19 protein-coding genes and 1 pseudogene are annotated in these 22,513 nt (G+C 66.3%); 15 read left to right on the forward strand and 5 right to left on the reverse strand.

The features are described 5' to 3' along the window. Both BI49514_RS04655 and BI49514_RS04660 read left to right on the forward strand, forming a co-directional pair. On the forward strand, positions 1 to 201 hold a 201-nt coding region (locus BI49514_RS04655; protein WP_145996179.1), incomplete at its 5' end, for a transposase. 69 nt (positions 202 to 270) lie between these two features. Further along, positions 271 to 1,524, forward strand: a complete 1,254-nt coding sequence (locus BI49514_RS04660; protein ID WP_167443934.1) for a 5'-nucleotidase C-terminal domain-containing protein — start codon at positions 271 to 273, stop codon at positions 1,522 to 1,524. 33 nt (positions 1,525 to 1,557) lie between these two features. Here BI49514_RS04660 and BI49514_RS04665 read toward each other — a convergent pair whose 3' ends face one another. Then, positions 1,558 to 2,382: a maleylpyruvate isomerase family mycothiol-dependent enzyme gene (locus BI49514_RS04665; RefSeq protein WP_101544710.1), complete on the reverse strand. Its 825-nt coding sequence runs from the start codon at positions 2,380 to 2,382 to the stop codon at positions 1,558 to 1,560. Positions 2,383 to 2,528: 146 nt separating this feature from the next. On the opposite strand from BI49514_RS04665, the gene BI49514_RS04670 reads away from it, so the two are divergent. From BI49514_RS04670 to BI49514_RS04695, 6 genes are all read left to right on the forward strand, one after another. Beyond that, a complete protein-coding gene (locus BI49514_RS04670; RefSeq protein WP_145996180.1) occupies positions 2,529 to 3,404 on the forward strand; it encodes a hypothetical protein in 876 nt (291 codons plus the stop codon). Next, on the forward strand, positions 3,401 to 4,429 hold the full coding sequence (locus BI49514_RS04675; protein ID WP_208634974.1) for an ABC transporter ATP-binding protein: 1,029 nt from the start codon (positions 3,401 to 3,403) through the stop codon (positions 4,427 to 4,429). The genes BI49514_RS04670 and BI49514_RS04675 overlap by 4 nt, the downstream gene beginning before the upstream one ends. Positions 4,430 to 4,492: 63 nt before the next feature. Then, positions 4,493 to 5,551 (forward strand): ABC transporter substrate-binding protein, encoded by a 1,059-nt coding sequence (locus BI49514_RS04680; RefSeq protein ID WP_101544713.1) that lies wholly within the window; start codon positions 4,493 to 4,495, stop codon positions 5,549 to 5,551. Beyond that, on the forward strand, positions 5,548 to 7,323 hold the full coding sequence (locus BI49514_RS04685) for an ABC transporter permease (protein ID WP_101544715.1): 1,776 nt from the start codon (positions 5,548 to 5,550) through the stop codon (positions 7,321 to 7,323). The genes BI49514_RS04680 and BI49514_RS04685 overlap by 4 nt, the downstream gene beginning before the upstream one ends. Continuing rightward, positions 7,313 to 7,984, forward strand: a complete 672-nt coding sequence (locus BI49514_RS04690; protein ID WP_101544716.1) for a metallophosphoesterase family protein — start codon at positions 7,313 to 7,315, stop codon at positions 7,982 to 7,984. The genes BI49514_RS04685 and BI49514_RS04690 overlap by 11 nt, the downstream gene beginning before the upstream one ends. 106 nt (positions 7,985 to 8,090) lie before the next feature. Continuing rightward, a complete protein-coding gene (locus tag BI49514_RS04695) occupies positions 8,091 to 8,834 on the forward strand; it encodes an SDR family oxidoreductase (protein ID WP_101544718.1) in 744 nt (247 codons plus the stop codon). 114 nt (positions 8,835 to 8,948) lie between these two features. Here BI49514_RS04695 and BI49514_RS16660 read toward each other — a convergent pair whose 3' ends face one another. Beyond that, positions 8,949 to 11,759, reverse strand: a complete 2,811-nt coding sequence (locus BI49514_RS16660) for an amino acid ABC transporter permease (protein ID WP_219618448.1) — start codon at positions 11,757 to 11,759, stop codon at positions 8,949 to 8,951. 527 nt (positions 11,760 to 12,286) lie between these two features. Then, the gene (locus BI49514_RS04705) at positions 12,287 to 12,556 is read right to left on the reverse strand and encodes a helix-turn-helix domain-containing protein (RefSeq protein ID WP_101544720.1); all 270 of its coding nucleotides are present in this window, start codon (positions 12,554 to 12,556) and stop codon (positions 12,287 to 12,289) included. 857 nt (positions 12,557 to 13,413) lie between these two features. On the opposite strand from BI49514_RS04705, the gene BI49514_RS04710 reads away from it, so the two are divergent. The 4 genes from BI49514_RS04710 to BI49514_RS04725 all read left to right on the forward strand — a co-directional run bounded on the left by BI49514_RS04710 (position 13,414) and on the right by BI49514_RS04725 (position 17,576). Further along, positions 13,414 to 14,613 (forward strand): MFS transporter, encoded by a 1,200-nt coding sequence (locus tag BI49514_RS04710; RefSeq protein WP_101544722.1) that lies wholly within the window; start codon positions 13,414 to 13,416, stop codon positions 14,611 to 14,613. Positions 14,614 to 14,980: 367 nt separating this feature from the next. Continuing rightward, entirely contained in the window at positions 14,981 to 15,382 is a 402-nt protein-coding gene (locus BI49514_RS04715; RefSeq protein ID WP_101544723.1) for an HhH-GDP family DNA glycosylase, read from the forward strand. A 125-nt stretch (positions 15,383 to 15,507) separates the two neighbouring features. Then, positions 15,508 to 16,368, forward strand: a complete 861-nt coding sequence (locus BI49514_RS04720; protein WP_101544725.1) for a 3-hydroxyacyl-CoA dehydrogenase — start codon at positions 15,508 to 15,510, stop codon at positions 16,366 to 16,368. 182 nt (positions 16,369 to 16,550) lie between these two features. After that, positions 16,551 to 17,576: a DUF2254 family protein gene (locus BI49514_RS04725; RefSeq protein ID WP_244195070.1), complete on the forward strand. Its 1,026-nt coding sequence runs from the start codon at positions 16,551 to 16,553 to the stop codon at positions 17,574 to 17,576. A gap of 10 nt (positions 17,577 to 17,586) precedes the next feature. Here BI49514_RS04725 and BI49514_RS04730 read toward each other — a convergent pair whose 3' ends face one another. Both BI49514_RS04730 and BI49514_RS04735 read right to left on the reverse strand, forming a co-directional pair. Next, positions 17,587 to 18,018 (reverse strand): uracil-DNA glycosylase family protein, encoded by a 432-nt coding sequence (locus BI49514_RS04730; protein WP_101544727.1) that lies wholly within the window; start codon positions 18,016 to 18,018, stop codon positions 17,587 to 17,589. Positions 18,019 to 18,077: 59 nt separating this feature from the next. Continuing rightward, positions 18,078 to 19,835 carry an oleate hydratase gene (locus BI49514_RS04735; protein WP_101544728.1) on the reverse strand — a complete coding sequence of 586 codons (1,758 nt, stop codon included), beginning with the start codon at positions 19,833 to 19,835 and terminating at the stop codon, positions 18,078 to 18,080. 87 nt (positions 19,836 to 19,922) lie between these two features. On the opposite strand from BI49514_RS04735, the gene BI49514_RS04740 reads away from it, so the two are divergent. The 3 genes and pseudogenes from BI49514_RS04740 to BI49514_RS04755 all read left to right on the forward strand — a co-directional run. Continuing rightward, positions 19,923 to 20,645, forward strand: a complete 723-nt coding sequence (locus BI49514_RS04740) for a TetR/AcrR family transcriptional regulator (RefSeq protein ID WP_101544730.1) — start codon at positions 19,923 to 19,925, stop codon at positions 20,643 to 20,645. A gap of 612 nt (positions 20,646 to 21,257) precedes the next feature. Next, a complete protein-coding gene (locus BI49514_RS04750; RefSeq protein ID WP_167443935.1) occupies positions 21,258 to 21,656 on the forward strand; it encodes an AAA family ATPase in 399 nt (132 codons plus the stop codon). 18 nt (positions 21,657 to 21,674) lie between these two features. After that, positions 21,675 to 22,394: pseudogene (locus BI49514_RS04755) on the forward strand (ISL3 family transposase); the annotation flags it as partial. Positions 22,395 to 22,513: the final 119 nt, after the last annotated feature.

Genomic DNA, 22,513 nt, shown 5'->3' on the forward strand with positions numbered 1-22,513 from the left:
ACGTTGAAGCGTCGAGCTGCTGATGTGCTCGCGTTCTTCACCCGACCGGGAACGTCGAACGGTCCCACTGAAGCGATCAACGGCAGACTCGAGCATCTACGCGGGTCCGCGCTGGGATTCCGCAACCTCACGCATTACATCGCGAGGTGTCTGCTCGAGTCCGGTGGCTTCAGACCGGTTCTACACTCTCAATTACGATGAGCCGGAAAAGAGCGTCCCGTTATCCAGACCGGCTCGTACGCGGCGAACATCGGGCGCGTCACCCTCACCGTGGATCCCGAGACCCACGACGTCACCTCCTATGAGAAGGAGAACGTCCCGGTTCCGGCCAAGGCGGATGGCGCGAACCTGAACGATCCGGTCGTCGCCGACGTCAAGCAGATCGTCGACGACACGCTGCAGCGCGCGAAGGTCGAGGGGGAGAAGCCGGTCGGCGCGGTCGCCGGCGACATCACCACCGCGCACTCCGGTGGCAAGCGCGACGACCGCTCCTCCGAGTCGGCGCTCGGCAATCTCGTCGCCGAATTCATGGTCGATGCGGTCGCCGATCGCGGCGGCGCGCAGATCGGCTTCATGAACCCGGGCGGTCTGCGCGACGAGCTTCTCAACGACCCCGAGGGCGCCGAAGACAACATCAACAAAGCCGAGGCCAACGGCGTGCTGCCGTTCGCGAACACCATTGTCACGATGAAGATGACCGGCGGGCAGATCAAGAACGTACTCGAGCAGCAGTGGCAGCCGGACGGCAGCTCGCGGCCGTTCCTCGCTCTCGGCACGAACGACGCGCTCACCTGGACTTTCGATCCCACGCGCGAGCGCGGCGACCGCATTACCTCAGTGAGCTTCGAGGGTCAGCCCATCGACGAGAGCGAAACCTGTTCGGTCGTCTCGCAGAGCTTCCTCGCCGGAGGCGGCGACAACTTCACCGAATTCGCCGAGGCGACGGAGAAGGCCGATACCGGGCTCATCGACTCGGACACGTGGATGGACTTCATCAGCGAGAACTCGCCGCTCGAGCCGGACTTCTCCCGCCGCGCGATAGCGGCGAAGAACCTCCCGGGCACCGTCACCGCGGGGAAGAAGACGAGCTTCACGCTGTCCGACCTCAACCTCACTTCGCTCAGCGCAACGAAGGCCACGAAGGCCACCGTGAAACTCGGCGAGGACGACCTCGGCACCTTCGATGCCACGTCGGAGGTCGACGACTCGACCTTCGGTGCCGGCGCCTTCTCCGCGCCACTCGACGGCAAGGTCGACATCGACGTCGAGATCCCGGCCGACGCGACTGCCGGGGAACAGATCCTCACGGTCGACCTCGACAACGGCACGACCGTGTCGATCCCGGTCACCGTCGGTGCGGGTGAGGATGATGGTGACGACGAAGACGGCACCGACACCCCCAGCGCCGGTAGCCTCGCGAGCCTCGCCCCAGTATTCGGTTCCTCGGTCGCGCTGCTCCATGTCCTCGGCTTCGAGGTCGCGGGCGCCGAGGGCAGCCTCGAGTCCCAGACCATCGGCAGCTAGCCAGGCCGAGGCGGCCCCGGCCGCTCGTGGCCTCTACATAGTGACGGCGAGCTCGCTAAGCACCCGCTGGGCGAGCTCGCCGTCCCCGTCTATCTGGATATCGTCCGACACGTCGGCCGGCGCGACTCTTCCGCCGTAGAGACGCGCGAACACGCCTGCCGGCATCGTGAGCGTCACCGTGGGCTCGGCCGGAGGGGCGTCGATAAGCCGAGCCCGGCCCTCGACGGCCACAGAAACGGTTCGGCCAGCAGCTCCGGTAAGTCGCAATGTGAGCGTCGACCCGTCGGGAGCGGAAGCTCGTTTGCCGACGATGTAGCCGAGTTTGCCGACCATCTCCTCGATCGCGATGGCCGCTGCCGGCGAATCCATCCCGCCCTGCGCCAAGATCGCGTCGCGCAGATCCTGCTCGTGCATCCAGCGGTCGAAGATGCGGATCCGCATGAACTTCGCGTAGGTGCCTTTGCCCTCCGGAGTCCACGACTCGGCGTGGAAGTCCTCGTCCGCCATCGCGCGCAACGTCTCGGCCCGGGAGCGTGTGATCGTTTCGAACTGGTCGACCAGCTCAGCCGTGTCCACTCCGCGGAAGTGTTCGATCCACGCCTGGTTGAGCGCACCGATCTCGTTGCGCACGAACGACGGAGCATCGCCGCTGGATGCCGGTGCCTGCTCGCCGGCGAGCATTGATTCGGTGCCGATGATGTGGGCGATGATGTCGCGAGAGCTCCATCCGGGGCACGGCGTCTGGGCGCCCCAGTCGATCTCGTCGAATGTAGAGGTCAGCTCGCGGATCGCCGCCCATTCGCCCGTGAGGGCATCGATGATGCGGTCGCGTTCAGAAGTAAGGTTCTCGGTGGCCATGCAAGAAATCTAGCGTTGCCGGCGGCAGCGAAGGCTCGAACCGGGCAAATTGCGCCTCCGATTGTCCCCATTCCTTCGGCGCGAATTCAGCGGGGCATCGCCAGTCGTTTCCCTTAAATTAAGTTGAGAACCGTAAGGTTACTCGAGTGAACAAAATAGGTAAGCGAACTTTTCGCGGGTCGGCCGGGTTTGTCGCCGCATTCGCCGCCGGCGCACTCACTCTCGGAATCGCCCCCGTGGCCACTGCGGCCGGCGTCGCGGAACCCGAGGGCTACCAGGTGAAGCTCCGCCTGGACGACTCCGTCCTCGACGGATCGGGCAACCTCACCGCCGAGGCCGCGGGCTACTTCGGTATCCCGGAGGCGGCGGGCAACGCCGATGCGCCGGAGACCGAACAGAGCGTGTACGTGGATTCGAAAGATTCCGCGCTCGGCTCGAAGGGCTGGACAGCACGGCTGCGACACAAGGCAGGCGACGACGAATACGACCTGACTTTCAAGTACCGCCAGGACCTGTCCGACAACACTCTGTCGCAGGATTCGATCGACGAGGCGCTGGCCAAGGCCAAGGACGCCGATTTCGACAGTTCGGACGATAATTACGAACCTCAGGTCAACGCCAGCTACGCCACGAGCACACTCGACTTCAGCAACAAGAAGTCCGCCGAGTGCGTCTCGGACGATTGCGCGATCCCGAGCGGAGAGAAGGCGGTCGAGCTCCTCGACGAGAAGCTGCCCGGGAAGCTGGAGAAGCAGACCGGCGGCACGCTGGAAGACGCCGGCGCGACGGCATCGCAGGTCGTTACCCAGCGCACGTGGCCGGTCACGGTCGACGGGACCGAGGCCGAACTCGAGGTCACCGCGATGTCCGGCGGATACTTCGTCGAGATCACCACCGAGCTCGCAGGGCGTGGCGATGCGGCCGATGCCCGCGCCGACCTCATCGAGGCGCTCGACGACGAGGCCATCCTGCGCCACTCCGACGCATTCAAGACCCAGCTCGTCCTCGACGGAACCCTATGACGGCAACCGAGACGGTGGCCGCGCCAGAGAAGACGGCGTCCCCGATGCTGTCCCTCGACGCGGTGGCGCGCACGTTCGCAGATGGCACCGGCCTCAATCCGGTCACCATTGACGTCGCGCGTGGAGAGTTCATCACCGTGCTGGGGCCGTCGGGGTGCGGAAAGTCGACGCTGCTGCGCTGCGTGGCGGGCCTGGAGATCCCGACGTCCGGCGTCATGCATCTGGCTGGTCGAAAGGTATTCGATGCCGGCAGTGATGGGGCGCGAGCGGTCAACGTGCCGCCCGCCCGGCGTAGCTTGTCCATGGTGTTCCAGGATCTCGCGCTGTGGCCGCACATGACAGTGGCCGGGAATGTCGAATTCCCGTTGACGGCGCGGGGCGAGAAGATTCCCGCCTCAGAGCGCAGACGGCGCGTGGGGGAGGCGCTCGAGATGGTGGGGATCTCGGCGAAGGCCGGGCAGCGCCCGCACCAGCTTTCCGGCGGTCAACAGCAGCGCGTCGCGATCGCCCGCGCTGTCGTCGACCGCCCCGACCTGTTGCTCATGGACGAACCTTTGTCCGCTCTCGACGCGGCGCTGCGCGTGCAGGTGCGCAGGGAAATCACCGACCTTGCGCGCGAACTCGGGCTCACCGTCCTCTACGTCACCCACGACCAGGAGGAGGCGCTGTCCATGGCGGACCGCGTTCTGGTGCTCCGCGACGGCAAGGTCGCGCAGTTCGATCGGCCCGCGGTCGTGTACGAAAACCCGGCGGACGAGTTCGTTGCCGATTTCGTCGGAACTATGGACCGGCTCGAGAGTGGCCTCGCCGTGCGCCCCGAACAGGTCGAGGTCGCCGGCCTCGCCACGGACCCGGGCCACGGGACTGCGCCTGGCACCGAGGCGACCGTCGAATCGTGCAGCTACGTCGGCGGCCGCTACGAGATGCGCTGCGCCGTCCCCGGCGCGCCAAGGCCGTGGCTCGTCCACTCGCGCGACGAACACGCCCCCGGCACCCGCCTTCTGCTGCGCCACCCCGGGGCCTGACAGTCCCTCTCGCCCCACCACACTTCACACCTCAACGACACTCGAACACGAAGGAGACCCACCATGCGCTCACGAATTATCTCCGGCCTCGCCGGTGTCGCCCTCGCCGCGACGATGGCCGGCTGCGGATCGGTCGATGCCGCCGACGATTCCGGAAACGACAGCGCCGCCGACGCGCAGGAATGGACGGCGCCCGAAGGACTCGAGGGAGAGCTGACCTATTACTCGGCGAACCCGCAGGGGCTCACCGACGATCTGGTCGGCGCGTTCGAGGAAAAGACGGGAGTCACCGTCAACGTGTTCTCCGGGGAGACCGGTAAAATCACGGCGAAGCTCAAGGCCGAACAGGCCAACCCGCAGGCTGACGTCGTCTACCTCGCGAGCTGGTCCGCGGCGCAGTCGCAGTCCGAGACCGGCGCGTTCGAGAAGTTTGCGCCGGAGGGCGCGGACAAGGTGCACGAGGGCTGGACGGCGGAGTCCGGGGACTTCACCGGCCGCGACGGCTCGGCGCTCGGCCTCGTCGCCAACACCGAGGCCATCGAGGGCGGAGAGTCGCCGCAGGATTGGGAAGACCTCGCCGATCCGAAGTACAAGGACAAGGTGATCATGCCCGACCCCCGCGAGTCCGGCACTGCCGCCGATCTCATCGCCGCGATGGTCGAAAAGTGGGGAGAGGACAAGACCTGGGAGCTGTTCGACTCGCTCTTCGATAACGGCATGCAGGTGCAGGGAGCGAACGGGCCCGCACTCGACGCGGTGACCTCCGGCTCCAAGGCGGTCGTCTTCGGCGGTGTCGATTACTCTGCATACGCCGCAAAGGCGAAGGGCGAGCCGCTCGAATTCGCGATCCCGTCCTCGGGTACGACCGTGACTCCGCGCCCGATTCTCGTCAGCGATAAATCCGACAACAAGGACGCCGCCGAGGCGTTCGTCAACTTCATGTTCTCCGAGGAGGGCCAGGCGATCAGCGCCGATAACTACATGATTCCCGCCATCGAGGGGGTCGAGCCCGCCGAGGGCGAGCCGTACGAGGATATCGATCGGCTCACCGACGACCTCTCCGGTCTTAGCGAGGCCTCCGACGGAGTCACCGAGACGTTCGTCTCCCGCTACCTGAAGTGAGCCGCCCGTCGCTAAGGCGGCAGTGCGCCGGAACGACGGCGATCCTGCTCGTCCTTCTGGTACTCGTCGCCATCCCGCTACTGTCGGTGCTCGCCACTGCGGTCACGGGGTACGGGGACGACCCGTCCGCCCTGGGCACCCTCGTCGACGGGGATATGCCGCGGATCATCGGTAACACGATATTCCTGTCCGTCCTGGTCGTCGCGTTCTCGACGATCATGGCGGCGCCACTGGCGTTCCTCACGAGCTGGACCGGCCTCCGACGTCATTGGTGGATCGACATCGGGGTGATGGTGCCGTTCATGACCCCGCCGTTTGCTGCGGCGATGGCGTGGATGGACATCACCCGCACCGGCGGAGTGATCGACATGCTTCTCGGCGATTTCGCAGGCGATGCGCTCCGCGCCACCGTGAACTCGGTGTGGGGGATGGGCCTGATCATGGCGTGCGAGCTGTTTCCGTTCCTCTACCTTCTACTACGCAACTGCCTCGATGCCGTGCCCGCCTCGGGGACGGAAATGGCGGCGGTCGTGGGCGCGTCCAGGTGGAAGACGCTCACCCGAATCGTGCTGCCACAGGTCGTCGGGCCGTGGTCGCTCGGCGCGCTCATCGTGTTCATCCGCGCGGCGGGCGAGTTCGGCACCCCGGTGACGCTGGGGAACGCCATCGGTTACCAAGTCCTCGTCTCCCGCATTCAGCAGGACGTGACAGTCGACCCGCTGGACTTCTCCTCTGCCGCCGCAGGTGCGAGTGCGCTATTTACCCTCGGTATCGCGGTGTGGGCGTTGCAGCAGGTCATTTCCCGCAGAACTCTGGACGCCGGAGGCGCAGGGGCCGGAGGGCGCGTGTCTCGCCCGACCAGCGTGCGGCTCGGCCCCGTGGGCACCATCGCCGGCTGGGCGTGGGTCGCGGTCGTCGCGACGATGTCGATCATCGTGCCGTACATTTCCATCGTCCTCGGCGCGACGACGATCCTGCGTTCGAAAGCCCCGAAGCTCGATAACCTCTCGCTCGACTACTTCCTCATCGTTCTCTCCGACGACCGGGCGTTGCGCGCACTGACGACCTCCGCGGTTCTCGCCGCGATCGGCGCGACCGCCGGCGTGCTCATCGCCCTCGCCGTCACACTCGTGACAACGCTCCGTCGCAGCCGTGCGGCAGGTAGCGCGCCGGGCGGTCGACTCGGCCGGATCACCGACTTCCTCGCGGTCGCGCCGGAAACGGTGCCGGCGATCGTTCTCGCGATCGGCTTCATCTTCTTCTGGAATGCCGGATGGCTGCCGGCCACCCCGTACAACACGCCGGCGATCCTCGTCATCGCCTACGCGGTGCTGTTCCTGCCGATGGCCGTGCAGAACATCAAGACCTCAGCCCAGTCCGTCACCCCGACGGTATTCGAGGCTGCGGCGACGAGCGGCGCCACCGGTTGGCACACTTTCGCCCGGATCACGCTGCCGCTTCTGCTCCCGGGGATCGCGGCAGGTTGGTTGCTCGCATTCCTGACCGGCATCCGCGAACTCGTCATGTCCTCCCTGGTCCGCCCGAGCAACATGACGCTGCTGTCGCCATGGATCATGGGCCAGTTCGATCAGGGCCACCGCGCCGAGGCGATGGCGATGACCCTCATCGGCGTCGTCAGCTCGACCATCGTCCTCGTCGCCGTGCAATTGTGGCTGCGGCGCCGATCGGTCACGGTAGACCGCTCGCCGAAGGGGCCCGCCGCACAGCAACCGACCGCCGACGGAGCCCGCGAACTCAGCCATGCCGGATAGCCGCACACGTGTCGCCGCGCTGGCCGACATCCACCTCGGCCTGCCCCAGGCGCCCGGACTCGACTGGGCACTGTCCGCCGTTGACGCCGCCGTTCGTGCGCAACCGGACCTGTTCGTGTTCGCGGGCGATCTCATCGACCGCGCCCATGCCGACGACGCCACGGTCGCCGACGTAGAACATCTTCTGCGGTATGTGGCCGGCACCGGCGTGCCGGTAGTCGTCGTGTGGGGAAACCACGACGCGGCGGCGAAACTTCCCGCTCGACTGCCCGACATCCCGGGCATCGAGTACGCCCCGTCGGACAGGGCGCTCGAACTCGAGATAGGCACCCTCACGGTGCACGCGATCTCGGTCGCGACCGACCCCGACCCGCGACGCGCCGTCGGGGCATTCCCCATCGCGATCCGGGGGAGCGGCCAGCATCTCGGCGTCCTGCACACGAGTCTGACCGGCGAGTACAGCCGCAAACCCTGCCTCCCGGCGAGTCCAGACGAGCTATGTTCGCGTCGCTACGACCGGTGGCTGCTCGGGCACGTGCATGCACCGCTCACGGTCTCGGAAACCATCGGCTGGATCGGAATGGGTGAGCTCGCGATCACCGACGTGCCCGCTCTCGACCGCGACATCGCGCATACCCACATCGCCGCTTCGACACTGTGATCTTCCGCGTCCTCAGCTCCGCGCGGTGGCGACGCGGCCGTCCACGGGACGACAATGAAGGTACAACGAAGGCGCAGAACCCGACGAAGCGAAAAGAGGACTAGGCGTGAAGATCGCAGTATTGGGAGCCAGCGGAACGGCCGGACGGGAAGTCGTCCGCCACGCCAGGGCCAACGGGCATGACGTCGCCGAGCTGAGCCGTAGCGCCGGCATCGACCTCGCCACCGGTACAGGGCTCGTCGAGGCATTCGCAGGAGTCGACGTCGTCATCGACGCGTCGGCCCCGCAGGGCGGAAGCGGCGACGACGTTATTGCCGTCCACAAGACTGCCGCGCAGCACGTGTCCAAGGCCGCTCAGGAAGCCGGCGTCGGCCACCTCGTATACCTGTCGATCTGCAACATCGGCGACGAGTGCTTCGACGAATTCGACTACTACGTGGCCAAGCGCGAGCAGGAGGACGTGTACACGGCCTCGCCGCTCGCGACGAGCATCGTGCGCTCGGCGCAGTGGATGGAGTTCGCGAATAACCCGGCGGCGGTGCAGTTCTCCGACCGGGAGGTCGTCGTCTCCGACTGGCTGATCCAGCCGATCGCGGTGTCGGAAGTCGCCGGCGAGCTCGTGCGTACCGCCGAGGGCGACCCCTCCAATTATGACGTCGCAGGCCCGGAACAGATCCGTCTTCCCGAGCTCACCGAGCGCCTCCTCCGTGCGCGCGGCGACGAGCGCCCCGTGCGGTCCGAGGAGCCGCCTATCCCGCAGCTTGCGACAGGAGTGTTGCTGGCCCCGAAGGGCGCGAAAATCCTCGGCCCCACGCCGTCACAATGGTTGGATGAAGCCGCCGAAGAATAGCGCGGTCCCGGGATAACGGGGTAGCTCGCGCATGCGGGCGATCGATACGAAGGAGCGGGGCCGCAAAATCGCGGCCCCGCTCCTTCGCGGTCGACTGGGGAAGTGGAGTGCCCTCTAGGGCTCGGCTCCCACAGGTTCGGTGTCCTTCGCCTTGGCCAGGGGCGTCTTGCCCTTGCGGCCCTCGCGCACACGGCGCTCGAGCCAGCCGGCGAACTTCGTCAACGAGTAGTTGAGAATGATCATGATGACCGCGACCACGAACAGAGCGGCGAGGTAGTTGCGGTAGTACGAGGCGGACTGGATGCCCGAACGCACGACCTCGACGTAACCGATGATGTAACCGAGAGCGGAGTCCTTGAGTGCGATGACCATCTGCGCCACGATCGCCGGCAGCATGGCGGTGATCGCCTGCGGAAGCAGGATCATCCGCATGGTCTGACCGGGACGGAGCCCGAGTGCGACCGCGGCCTCGTTTTGTCCCTTCGGCAGCGAGTGCACGCCGGACCGGATGATCTCGGCGATGACCGAACCGTTGTAGAAGGTCAGACCGAAGACCACGGCCGCGAGCGCGAGATAGGTCGACGGGAACACCTGGTACAGGGAGAACAGCTGGTAGGCGAAGATCATCAGCAGCAGCACGGGGATGGCGCGGAAGAGCTCGACGATAATCGCCGAGATCCACCGCAGCGCCCCACAGACCACATCGGCTCTCAACGTGTCCGGCAGCGGACGACGCTTCATGTCGAAGTCAAGAGACACCTCTGGAGACCGCGTGACCGGACCGAAGTCGAGCCGGTTCTCAGAGCGCGACAGCTCCTGGAACGTAGGGAACGTTGTGTACGAATTTGGAACCTTCCCGTCTCGGGATACAGCCGTGTGCATGAACCACATACGCTCTTCCACCGAACCACCACGCTCGATACCTTCAGGAGTCTTCAACCCAGCCTTGGCAAGCACACCGTCCGGGGACAGGCTCACGTTCCCGCGAGTCGTCAAATTGACTAGGTCGTCCTGCCGATGCTTTATCTCCCACACCGTTGGGTCACCGACAAGCGCGTCGCGCGACGAGCGAAAAACGTCAGCCAACCCGAACGCGTCGTAGCACTCAACGTCGAGCTCGGAAGTGATGAACCCGTCAGTCGTAACGCTGATCAGCTCGACCTGGTTAGCCATACCGAGCAGGAACGCCCTCACCAGGCTGGTGATCATTGCTGCGTGGTATGGCGAAGTCACTGCCGACCCACCGATTGACTCCATCTCTTCCACCCAAGAGTTCCAGCCCCGGCGCTCAGCTACATCCTGTGCAAGCTTGCCGTAACAACTGTTGGTAGCAACCTTGATCATCAATTCGACCAGACTGCCCTTACCCCACACCTGCTTAGCTTCACAGCGATCAGCAACCATCTGCTTTACAGCTGAACGCATGGACCGAGACGGCTCACCACCACGATCGAGAGTGCGAAGCCGGTACCCGATCTGAACCGTCACATGAGCACCCAACTTGAGAGCCAACAGAAGCTCCGGGCCGCAGCACCACGCCCCCTCGAAGGAGTCAAACTCCACCTCGAAGGAGTCAAACTCCACGTCAGCCATGTTCTCGCCCATCGCGGCACCGATCCCTTCGGAGCTTCGAGGGTAAATGATCGATTGACCCACCCGGACGGGCAGACACGGCTCGACGCCCCTAGGGAACTCCCAATTGACGTACGCAACTAGCGGGGTGACGAATCCAAGCGGAAAGTCGTCGATGGACAACCCCCGGTTCTTGATTACTTCCTCGATGCATCCGTTCTCGTAGTCGACGTCGATCACGGCCGCCATAGCTGACGGGTACGCCGACTGAATGTCATGGTCATACGTTTCCGTTGCGAAAAACCCGACCTCTAAACAGCTGTTCCAGCCGCCATGGAAGGACTTCTGGAACGCGGAGTGGACCTGGTTGGCGTCACCGTCGACAGGTGTCTGTGAACGCACCCGGTAGTAGCTCAACCCGTCGTCGGCCATCTCTTGCCCGTCGTCCACCGACACTAGCCCCTGGAAACGCGCCGAGAACTCAGCGTTAGACGAGATTCCCAAGTAGGTTTTCACGCCCGCTCGCAGGGCATGCGCGCCACCGCCTGAGAGTGTCACCGGAGGCACGACACCGACCCCCCAGAGCGCAGTCAGATACTCGAGGACGATCGCGGCGTCGTTCACGCCGTATTCCAGGAAAGTAGGGAGATTTACGCGACGTAACGAGCTCATGTCCTCGATCGCATCGCCCACGTCGAGTTTGGGTACCCCGCATACCTCGCCAAGCACCTTGAGGGTGTTGGAGCCGGCTGCAGCCTGTCCCACCGTGTCGCGCACCGTTATCGATAGCGGAAGAAACCGACGGCTAGAACCATGGGCACCGGATCCCACAGACATCCGAATAGGCTTCAAGGACACTAGCCCACCCGAGGCGGAGGTGACACGACGCAGAATGTCATCGTACTTGCCATCTCCTCTGCGCCGAAGCGGCCTAGCGAAAGTTGTGAGGTCGGCGGTCAGGTAGTGACCAGCAAGCACAACGCTTACCCCGTGATGACGGTAAAGTACCTCCATACTCGGCGTGTAGCCTCCTGGGACCCAGAAATCCCGGCGAGCGACCCCGCGAGGGTCTGGCAGACCAAGAGCACGCCACAGCCCGCTTTCACGCAGCACCAAAGCCACGCAGTCACCAACGGCCAACAGGCCGCCAAAACTTCCACCCCCATCCCGATGACGAACCGCACCATCGACAAGAGGTAGCAGCACGATGTCGTAGCGGTAACGCTTGTCCCTGGGGGCGAATACTGAGAATTGGTAGCTGTCGATGACCCGCAGCTGGCGATCGGTACCTTTGTCGAGGTAGGTGAATTCGGTGTCGAACCCGATGACCACAGACTTCTTTCCAGTTCCCATTGCACGGACAGTGTCAAGATCCCCGAATCCAGGGATCTTTGAACCGCCCACTCGCGCTTCGCGCTCGCTAGGTGCACCCTCACAATCGCGCTCAACGCTCGCGTGCGGGCGGCGAGTGGGCACGCTGGCCTGCCCTTCCAGGCCAGGCCAGTCTGCCCTTCCCATAGGGGATTTTGGCCTGAAGTCATCGGCAGAGGTCAACGGGTCTTTTTCGGACTTTTCCCTGACACGCTTCCTGGGAAACGTGTCAGAATCGCTGCCCCTAAAGGTCTCTTCCGGATCCATTAAAGAACGCTGTATACGACGAACTAGGACCGCCGTAGCCACCCCATTTATGTCTTCGCGGGACACGTTCCAATCGGTTGTGGATGTGTCATTAACAACTCGTTGGAAAGCGTCGTTCGGGGTATCTTCCGTCGAGATTGAGGTTCCCGCGAATTGGTTCTTCACACCATCGGACGGCTGCTTTTCGAACCTTCCAGCGATACTCACGAAGCACCGCCCAGCAGTGTCGAGAGCTTGCGAACCTATTCGTTGGTTAGCGGGGGAGCGGACGCAACGATGCGCTGAACGGCACGTTCGACGTCCTCAAACGTCGTTTTTCGACAGGGGATCGCAAGACCGTCGAGATCGGCACGCAGAACTTTGACGCGAGAACCGATCTTCACGGCGGGCAGACGGCCGTCATCAATGTAGCGTCGAAGAGTTTGGTAGGCGCCGTAGCCCAGGGCTACAGCTTCGTTGAGATTGAGGTAGTGATCGCCGCTTGATGTCGGCGCATAGGTGGAGGTTGCCAAGGGGTCTCCCAGAGACGGGCACGCAACGCGTGCTCATGTCTCTGGCTGACACACTCACAGGTGGCGATCTCGGTCACGCCTGTGCTGCCAGATGGGCAAGCCGCGGTCTCTCTTCAACCGCTGGCGCTTGCCCGCCCGTTTGTAACTCCTAGCTTCGGTCCGGCGACCACTCCGGATCTTAGCGATGAGGTGGGTAGACCTCTTCGGTTTCTCCTAAGGGGCATGCGAGTCCCCACACGTTAATATCGGCGTGTTCGAGAGCCGCTACTCCCTAGCTCTGGTCAGAGCCACGACCTCTCGGTCGTCACGCGGGGTGATCCCTCTGAGACCATCTGACGGTCGCGATGATCTAAGACTTGACGCGATCCTATCGTATCTGTCAAGCGTGAGCAAGTGTAATCCATACATACGTAAGTAGTGTGTCTAACGCGGTGGAGTTCCGGTTTAATGTCTAATAAGGGCCTCTGACCAGGGGTTTTATCTTCTCGGCCTCCGGTTGGGTTCGATGGACAGGTTCCGCTTTACCATCAGTTGCTAAGCGTTTGTCCCGCTGACCTGGGACTTTGGTTGGCCTCTGCGGAGCTCCCGCAGAGGCCGATTCTCGTTGTCGCGTTGCGGTAGCGTCTCTGGCGAGTGGCTTCGGCTGCGCAGTTCTGTGGTGGGTTCAAGTTATTCGACGCGCGATCTCGCGGAAGGTGCGCTGACTCAAAAATCTGTCTGACTCATAAGTCGGTTGCCTAGCAACGCTATGGTTCACTGGGGCAGGTCTCGTTCCGCCTGAGTGCGAGTGATTTCGTCCCGCTAACAGCTCGCTCCCATGAGCCGCTGGTGGCGGTGCAATTGGTAGTCTGGGGCGGGTGTCTCTCGGTCGGTCTTTTCGAGTCCTGTGGGGAGCGAACGCCGCGTCGAACCTGGCTGACGGTTTGGTGTTCGTCTCGATCCCGCTGCTGGCGGCCTCGCTTACCGACGATCCACGCTGGATCGCTGGACTCTCGACGCTGTACGCTCTCGTCCGCCTGCTCGTGGCTCTGCCGATCGGTGTGTGGGTTGATCGTGTGGACCGCCGTTTAATCCTGATCGTCGCAAATATTCTGCGGGGAGTTGCCGTCATCGCCCTCGCGATCTGCGTGCACCTGGGCATCGGAGGTCTCGTCCTCCTCTACGCCGCTTACGCGGTCATCGGCACACTCGAGAGCGCTGCTGATAACGCCGCGGTCTCTCTCGTTCCCGGCCTTGTCCAGAAGGGCAAGCTGGACACGGCAAACGGCCGGATCTCGGCCGCGCAACTGGTGGCCGACGAGTTCGCTGGCCCACCACTCGGCGGGTTCCTCTTCGCGATCGCCGCAGCCGCCCCCGTCTACGCAATGGGCGGGCTGTGGGCAGCTGCGGGCTTGATCGCGCTGGCACTCCCCGTGCATCGGGGCAGACCATCTGAGGCGGTTGCGCCCACGGCGCGCGCCTCGGTATGGCGAGAAGCCGTCGCGGGAGCAACGTGGCTCGCGCACCACCGCCTCGTCGGGGGATTGGCATTGATTGGAGCCTTGGCGAGTATCGGCTACATGCTTCCGTTCTCCATCCTCGTCATTTTCGCTCAGAAGCAGCTGGGAGTCGACGGCGTTGGGTACGGGCTCATCCTGGCCGTGTCCGCGCTCGGTGGGCTCGTCGGCTCCTTCGCGACAGCTCGTATCCGCTCGCGGATCGGCTACCGCTGGACGATCGTTGCAAGTTTGCTCACCGGGGCCGCCTCATTGCTGGCCCTCGCTGTAACTGGCAATGCAGTGGTGGCCTCGGTGCTACTGGCGATCTATATTCTCCACGCCGTGGTGTGGGGGATCTGTGCGACGTCGCTTCGCCAGCGTCTCGTGCCAGATGCGCTCCTCGGGCGGGTCAATGCCGCGTCGCGCGTCCTTGGGTTGATCGGCCTTGCCCTTGGATCATTAATCGGCGGGCTTCTCGCTGGCGTGCATCTCGCGTTGCCCGTGGCGGTGGGTGGTGCGGTGTTCGTGATCTGCGCCGGCTTTGCTCTCGCCGTCGTCCGGACCATCGATACCGACTGAATCGTATGGTTGTGCGTGGTGTGGTCTAGCGCGCGGAGGCTTCTCTGCCGCCGTTGCGAAACCGGTGCAATCAGAGGTTGCTATCTGCGGCGACGTGGTTGAGTTCCGGTTCAACGTATAGGGAGCCGGCCTGGCCAGGGGTTGTGTTGCTTGGGCCCTGAGGGCAAGGGGTCTGAGTGTTCCGATCCAACGTCTGGCGATAGGTCCATAGATGCCTTCTGCGCCCCGAACACGTCTCTCGTTGTCGGTGGCCATAGCTAAGATTCCGATGGACCTGCTCCACTGTGAAGGGACCACGATGGGGCGGACATCGCGGTGGCCGCCGCGCGTGAGCTGTGGGACGCCGGCCTCACCACCCCCGGCGCACATGCGCGCCTCGACGCACCGCCAGCGCGTCGCCGCGCTGGGCCGCGACGGCTACCGCCGCTACGACGAGAGCACTGCGACCCGCCTGGGCCGCATGTCCGAGCACCTGCTCGCGGACTACGGCGGTGACCTGCGCCGGCTGCGTGCAGCGGGGCACGCAGAGCCCGCGGCCCTGAGCCGCCTGGTGCGCGCCTTTCCCGGCATCGGGCCCGCCGGGGCGCAGATCTTCCTGCGCGAGGTCCAGGGGATCTGGTCCCTCCCGCCGGTCTTCGATGCCAAGGTGCTCGAGGGCGCGCGCCGGGCGGGGCTGCCAGCCGAGCCCGAGGCGCTGGCCGGGCTGGTTGCCCCCGCCGACCGGGCGCGGTTCGCCGCCGCGCTCGTGCGCCGCGCGCTGCGGAGGTAGCCCCGGACGCGAGGGGAGCGGGCGCCGGGCCGCGCCCTTGCCGAGCGCGGAAAAATGAGTAAGCTCAAAAATAGGCGCGCAGGTTGCGCGGCTGCCGCCCCGGCGGCCCATCGAGGAGGAACACCATGAACGACATCGCCCGCGTCACCGTGCTGGGCGCCGGAGTGCTCGGCGCCCAGATCGCCTACCAGGCCGCCTACTCCGGCTTCGACGTCACCGTCTACGACATCGGCGACGAGGCCCTGAGCGCCGGCCGCAAGCGCCTGGACGCGCTCGTCACCGCCTACCGGGTCGAGGTCGAGGGCGCCACCGAGGCCAGCACGCAGGCAGCGCTCGAGCGCCTGGCGACGACGACGGACCTCGCGCAGGCCGCGGGGAATGCCGATCTCATCATCGAGGCCGTCCCGGAGCGCCTCGACATCAAGCGCGAGACCTACGAGAAGCTCGCGGCGCTCGCCCCCGAGCACACGATCTTCGCGACGAACTCCTCGACCCTGCTGCCCAGCGACATGAAGGACTTCACGGGGCGGCCCGACCGCTTCCTCGCCCTGCACTTCGCCAACCAGATCTGGAAGTTCAACACCGCCGAGGTCATGGGCACGGCGGAGACGAGCCCCGCGGTCTTCGACACGGTCGTGGAGTTCGCCCGCGCCATCGGCATGGTGCCCATCCCCGTGCTCAAGGAGCGCCCCGGCTACGTGCTCAACTCGCTGCTCGTGCCCTTCCTCAATGCGGCCCTCGACCTGGCGGCGGGCGGCTACGCACAGCCAGAGGACGTCGACAACGTCTGGCGGATCGCCACGGGCGCGCCCATGGGACCGTTCCAGATCTACGACGTCGTGGGCCTCGGCACCGCCTACAACATCCTGTCGAGCGGCGATGAGCACAGCCGGCGCCTCGCCGCCTGGCTCAAGGAGCACTACATCGACCGCGGCCGCATGGGCGCCGGCGCGGGCGGCGGCTTCTACGACGACCCGCAGGGCTGAGTCCCGCCCGCTCTGTGGTGGAGGTGGGCCGCGCTCGGTAGGCTAGCCCTGTCGCGCCACGGGTGCGGCGGTCGCGCCGCCGGGCGGCCCGGTCGCGAGGAGGTCCGTGTGGGTGCAGCGCTGGGGGACGGCGATTCCGAGGCGGGCCCGGCCCGCCGGGAGACCGCCGCCGCCCGCCGCGAATGGGCGGCCATGTGCCGCCAGGTCCGCGTGCCCACGATGTGGGGCATCCCCCTGCGCCTCTTCCTGCTCGCCCTCGCCCTCGGCGCCGTGCTGCCTGCCCTCGACCGCGCGCTCGCGCCGCCGCTGCACGCGGTCGCGGTGCGCGTGTGCCGGCTGCTCAACCCCGGCGCGCTGCTACGCCACCTCGCCGCCGAGGGCCGCGATTCCACCCGCTACGACCCGGCCCGCTTCCACACCCGCGCCGCGGAGCTCGCCACCGGCACCGCCGCCACCGGCACCGCCGCCGGCGGCGGCCCGGTGCGCCGGCGCCGCCGCGCCCCGCGGGGGACTTTGTGCTCGCCGTTAACATCCCGCGCCTGCTCGACTGCGAGGGTGCGTGGGGCATGCGCATCGAGCTCGTGCCCAGCCTGGGCACCCCCGTCTCGAGCGGCGGGATCCTCTTCCGGACCTCGGCGCCGGTGGGCCGGGCCCAGCGCCGCGCGCTCGAATCGGCGCTGGCGTTCGGCGACGTGCTCTCGCCCGCCAGCGGGCCCTTCGGCGCGATCCGCGCCATGGTCGACATCGCGCTCAAGGCGCTCTCGCCCGCGGTCAATGATCCCAGCCGCGCCGTCCAGGCGCTCGAGGAGATCGAGGACATCCTCGCCGAACTCGCCCCGGACATCGCCAAGCGCGAGGCGCTCCTGGCCGCCCACCACGACGCGTCGGTGCTGCGCGAATGGACGCGCAGCTGGGCCGACTACGTGGCCGCGGCCACCGACGAGATCCGCCAGTACGGCACCGGCAGCGTCCAGATCCAGCGGCGGCTGCGGGCGCTCTTCGACACGCTCGCCGGGCAGTGCGATCTCCAGCAGCGAGCGGCGCTGCTCGAGCGCCGCTCGGCGCTTCACCGTGGGCTCGAGCGCTGGTGGCCCGATCCGCTCGACCGCAGGCTGGCCGGCTGCGCGGATCCGCAGGGCCTGGGCCGGGCGCTCGGCACAGCGGCGCGCGCCGAGCAGGCCCCCGAGCCCGAGGCTCCGCCGGCCTGAGCGCGACGGCTCAGCCCCTTAGGGAGGCGGGCGGGGCGCCGGTGGCCGCCCACACCTCCCGCCACTTCTGCGCCAGCGTCGCGGCGGTCTCATGGACGTTGAGCCCGCTGGGGTTGGGCAGCGCCCACAGGGCCACCCCGTCCGGCCACCCCGGCACCCACGGCGCCCCGGACTCATCGGCCACCGGCTGCACCCCGAGCACCGCACCGGGACGGTCGAAAACCTGACGGCATGCGGTGATGCCCACGATGAGCAGGCGCACCAGGCCCGCGGACTCGGCATCGCCGGGCAGCGGCGGCACGTCGTCGCGAGCCGGGCCGTCCGCCGCCGCGGCGAGCTGGGCCGGCGTGGGCCGCGCACCGGCCAGCGGCGAGGGCCGGCGCCAGGGCCGCCAGGCGGCGGGCAGGCGGGATTCGGAGCCGAGGGGAGCGGTGGGCGACATGGGACCAGCCTAGGCGCGCCTCGGGACCGGGCCCGAGGCGCACCCGCGGTGGGCGGGACTCAGATGAGGCCGTGCTCCTCGAGGAGCTGGCCGATCTCTCCGTGCTCGAGCCTGTCGCGCAGGTAGCTGCGCAGCGCGGCCGGGCCGGGGATCTCCACCTTCTTGCCGTCGCGCATGCGCGCCGAGGCCTCGAGGAGGTCGCGCACGTCGTACGTGGAGCCCCAGGTCTCCGGCACGCCGCGCTCCACGTCGAGGAGCTCGTAGACGGCCTCCATGCCGGTGCGCACGGAGTACTCGGTGGTGAAGATCGTGTCGCGGCCGGTCTCCGCGAACTGCCCGAGGAACGCGAAGTTCTCGGCGCCCTCCGGGACGACCCGAGGCCGATCCCCAGCGCGGCGGGGCATGAAGAAGCTCGTCACGTAAGGCATCATCACCGGCACGCACCGGGCGCCGGTCGCCGCGAGCTCAGGGATCTCCTCCACGGGCACTCCCAGGTGGTAGAGCCACTCCTGGGTGATCTCCTCGCCGGTGCACTGCGACAGGGGCTTCTTCACGTAGTCGCCATCGACGTCGACGAACAGGCCGTAGACCCAGACGACGATCTGATCCTTCGGCTGCTTCTTGAAGTGCGGCTGGCGGTTGACCGTCCAGCTCAGCAGCCAGGAGGAGTCCTCGGCGGTGACGATGCCGCCGGTGACCACGCGGCCGCTGAACGGATCGCGCTGGGCGATGCGCTCGATGTAGGCCGGGATGCGCTGATCGAGCGTGGTGACGGTGGCCGACTCCCACTTCGTCTCCTCGATCGAGGAGCAGAAGACCTCCGGGCGCCCGAACGACGGGTCCTTCTTCGCGATCCGCTTCCACAGGTCCCAGGCCGGGGCCGGGGCCTCGTTGAGCACGGCGGCCGTGTGGTGGTCGCCCTCATCGGAGTTGTCCACCAGCGAGCCGATCGTCATCAGCGCGAGGTCGTGCTCACCGAGCTCGATGGTCTCCTCGGCGCCGTCGCGGCGGCAATGGATCGCGGTGGCGCGGATCTCGCCGTTGCGGTGGGCGAAGTCCACATCGAGGACCTCGGTGCCGGAGCGGAAGACGACGCCGTGCTCGGTGAGGTAGTGCATGAGCGGCAGGACGAAGGACTCGTACTGGTTGTACTTCGTGAACTTCAGCGCCGTGAAGTCGGGCAGCCCGCCGATGTGGTGGATGAAGCGGTGGAGGTAGAGCTTGAACTCGAGCGCGGAGTGCCACTCCTCGAAGGCGAACATCGTCCGCCAGTACATCCAGAACGGCGAGTCGAGGAACTCGCGGCCCATCACCTCGTCGATGCGCTTGCCCTCCATCTCCGCACGCTCGGCGAGGAAGATCCTGAGCAGATCCTTCTGGGCCCGCTTCGGCAGGTCGAAGCGGCCCTCGTGGCCCGCATCCTCGCCCTGGCGCACGGTGGCCCGACGCAGCGAGTAGTTGGGGTCATCCTTGTTGAGCCAGTAGAACTCGTCGAGCACGGAGGCGCCCTCGAGCTCGAGGGAGGGGATGGAGCTCATCATGTCCCACAGGCACTCCATGTGGTTCTCCAGCTCCCGGCCGCCGCGGATGACGAAGCCCTTCTCCGGAACGTCGAGGCCGTCGAGCGCACCACCGGCGATGTCGTCCTTCTCGAGGATCGTGACGTTGGCACCGGGGACCCCGGCGTCGCGGATCAGGAAGACGGCCGCCGCGAGCCCGGCCAGCCCGCTGCCGACGATGTAGGCCTTCGTCTCCTGCGCGTGCTGTGCGGGGCGGGGACGCGCGAACGCCTCGTAGTTACCTGCCGTGTGCTGCATGATCCATCCTTCCAGACGCGTGCCGGATGCCGATCACCCGGCCTCAATATTGAGTGTACTCAGAATTGAGTCGACTACAATGCCCGCATGGAAACTCGGGATGACACGGAACTGGGGCCGTCGGCGGCGCTGGGCAGGCGCGAGCGGGCGAAGGCGGAGAAGCGCGCCCGCATCCTCGCCGCGGCGCGCGCGCTGTTCGAGGAGCGCGGTTTCGAGCGGACCTCGATGAGCGAGGTCGCGCGCGCGGCGGATGTGGCCGAGGGGACTGTCTTCCAGTACGCGGCGACGAAGGTCGAGCTGCTCATGATGGTCGTCGATGCGCTCTGGGGAGCCCACGAGCGCGCGACGACCACCCCTTCGCTCTCCGCGTTCGCCGCGCCCGGCACCGCGACGGCGGGCGGGGAGACCTCGGACCGGATCGCGGAGCTGATCTCACCGCTCGTCACCGCGATGCGGCGCTGGCCCGAGCTTGCGACGTGGGTCGCCCGCGAGATCCTCTTCGGTGCGGACATGCCGCATCGCCGGCGGGTCCTCAACCACGTCGATCGGCTCGAAGAGCAGATCGCCGCGCGCCTGCAAGACGGCCGGGCCGACGCTTCCGGTGCGATCGGAGCGGCGCGGGACGGTGCGACAGGCACTGCCGGCGAGGAGCCCGGTGCGGCTGCGGCGGCCGGCGCCCGCCTCATCGTCGCCGGGGTGCTGGCCGAGCTCAACCGCTCCCGGCAGAGACGGATCGACGGCGAGAACGTCGATGTGGTGCTCCGCAGGCTCATCGACCTCGTGGTGGCGGGGGCGGGCGCCGCCCGGTGACCCGGAAGCCGTCCGGGCCGTTCGGGCCGCCGCTGGCACCGGCCAGCGCCGCCGCGATTGCCCGCCGCGCGGCCGGCAGGCGCGTGCCCGCCGCGGTCGTGTGGGGCCCACCGTCAGATCCTCGCCCAGCAGGGCGGGGGCGATGGCGCCATCGGAGAACTCCACTGCCGGAGATGTCGTTGTCCTCGTAGTCCCCTGCTGGAGTCCATCCGCTAGCCTTGATGAGCGCCTCGGCGTCCTCCCTGTCGCGGTCCACACCAGGCGACGGTTCTCGCGATCCTGAGAGATCCGCATGTAGACGGCGGCCCGCCGAGGCTCAGCACTCATGGAGTCAATCTACGTCAAAGGTTATTCGGCTACCGAACGTGGTGGAGTTCCGCTTCAACGTCTAAACCCCAGGTCAGACGCCTTATTCGTGCTACAAAACTACGTAGCGACACGCCGTCTGGTAGCACATTTGTAGCACCCGAGGAGGGGCAGATTGAAACGAGGAACCGGGGCGGTAGCTGCCATGGATGACGCCGATCCGTGCTTCCACATGCACTGCAGTACCGCTCTCGGTAAAGGCGAGGAGCGCCGACCGATGGACGTGGTGTTCTGATGCTACGGGAAATGACGATCACTGGCGGCACGTGCTTTGGGCGCTCTCCGCTGACGGTCACCGGTCTGAAACCCGCAAGCTTCTTCTACGGTCCCAACGGTTCCGGTAAGACGACAATCAGTCGAGCGTTCGCTGGCTACGGTTCCCTGCAGTTGGAGCCGGAGTGGCATGACGGCACGGATATGGCGGTACACGTCTACAACAGAGACCTTGTGGATCAGATACTGCGCGAGTCCAACCGGATGCCCGGCGTCTTCGTGCTCGGCGAGAACAGTGTCGACGCTCAGAAACGCCTTGAACAGATTCAAATGACTGGAGGTGAACGCGACCGGGCCGTGAATGTGTACGGGCGTATGCAAACCAGCCATTCGGTCGCGCAAGACCGCCAGAGGGGACTGCTGACGGTTTAGTTGACTCGCGGCACCCACCCCACCGCCAGACTCCTCGACCTCGTCCCCGGCCGATCCGGCAAGGCCTACGGAGACTGGCTCGACGAGCGCGGCGACGAGTTCCGCAAGCGGGTCGCGATCGCGACGCTGGACCCGTTCCAGGGCTACAAGAACGCGATCGATGACCAACTCGAGGACGCCACCTGCGTGCTGGATGCGTTCCACATCGTGAAGCTCGCCGGGGCTGCAGTCGATGACGTCCGCCGCCGGATCCAGCAGGAGACCCTCGGCCACCGAGGCCGCAAGGGCGACCCCCTCTACGGGATCCGTCATGTTCTCCGCGCCGGACGGGAACGCCTCACGCCGCGCCAGCAGACACGTCTGGCCAGCGCATTCGCGGCCCACCCCGATCACGTCGCGGTCGAGGTCGCCTACCAGTGCGCCCAGGACCTCCGAGACGTGTTCCACCAGCCCACGCCCGCCCAGGGACGCCGCCTCGCCGAGCAGCTGATCGCTGCGCTGCCGTCCTGCCCGATCCCAGAGATCGCCAGGCTCGGGAAGACCCTACGCCGCTGGCGGACAGCGTTCCTTGCCTACTTCGACACCGCTGGCGCGAGCAACGGCGGCACAGAGGCCATCAACGGGATCATCGAACTCGGCCGCCGCATCGCCCGCGGCTTCCGGAACTTCGAACAATATCGCCTCCGAATGCTCCTCATCACCGGAGGCCTCGACGCCTCACCCCACACTCAACTCTGAAGAGCCACTTTACGCATCGCGGAGTCCCTGCGCTCAGGCTGCTAGCTGTATTAGGTCGTGACGTCATGGTCGCTGAATCGGGGATGTAGGAACGGGCACAGGGCGGGACGGTGGAGCCT

This window comes from Brevibacterium iodinum ATCC 49514, from assembly GCF_900169265.1.
In the GTDB taxonomy this organism is placed as follows: Bacteria; Actinomycetota; Actinomycetes; order Actinomycetales; family Brevibacteriaceae; genus Brevibacterium; species Brevibacterium iodinum.

Excerpts from the sequence above, each read along its gene's own strand:
- BI49514_RS04750 (WP_167443935.1), top strand. The coding sequence starts at position 21,258 with ATGACGATCACTGGCGGCACGTGCTTTGGGCGCTCTCCGCTGACGGTC.
- BI49514_RS04665 (WP_101544710.1), bottom strand. The coding sequence starts at position 2,382 with ATGGCCACCGAGAACCTTACTTCTGAACGCGACCGCATCATCGATGCC.
- BI49514_RS16660 (WP_219618448.1), bottom strand. The coding sequence starts at position 11,759 with ATGGGAACTGGAAAGAAGTCTGTGGTCATCGGGTTCGACACCGAATTC.
- BI49514_RS04690 (WP_101544716.1), top strand. The coding sequence starts at position 7,313 with ATGCCGGATAGCCGCACACGTGTCGCCGCGCTGGCCGACATCCACCTC.
- BI49514_RS04675 (WP_208634974.1), top strand. The coding sequence starts at position 3,401 with ATGACGGCAACCGAGACGGTGGCCGCGCCAGAGAAGACGGCGTCCCCG.
- BI49514_RS04725 (WP_244195070.1), top strand. The coding sequence starts at position 16,551 with ATGGGCGGCCATGTGCCGCCAGGTCCGCGTGCCCACGATGTGGGGCAT.
- BI49514_RS04740 (WP_101544730.1), top strand. The coding sequence starts at position 19,923 with ATGGAAACTCGGGATGACACGGAACTGGGGCCGTCGGCGGCGCTGGGC.
- BI49514_RS04720 (WP_101544725.1), top strand. The coding sequence starts at position 15,508 with ATGAACGACATCGCCCGCGTCACCGTGCTGGGCGCCGGAGTGCTCGGC.
- BI49514_RS04730 (WP_101544727.1), bottom strand. The coding sequence starts at position 18,018 with ATGTCGCCCACCGCTCCCCTCGGCTCCGAATCCCGCCTGCCCGCCGCC.
- BI49514_RS04715 (WP_101544723.1), top strand. The coding sequence starts at position 14,981 with ATGCGCGCCTCGACGCACCGCCAGCGCGTCGCCGCGCTGGGCCGCGAC.
- BI49514_RS04680 (WP_101544713.1), top strand. The coding sequence starts at position 4,493 with ATGCGCTCACGAATTATCTCCGGCCTCGCCGGTGTCGCCCTCGCCGCG.
- BI49514_RS04735 (WP_101544728.1), bottom strand. The coding sequence starts at position 19,835 with ATGCAGCACACGGCAGGTAACTACGAGGCGTTCGCGCGTCCCCGCCCC.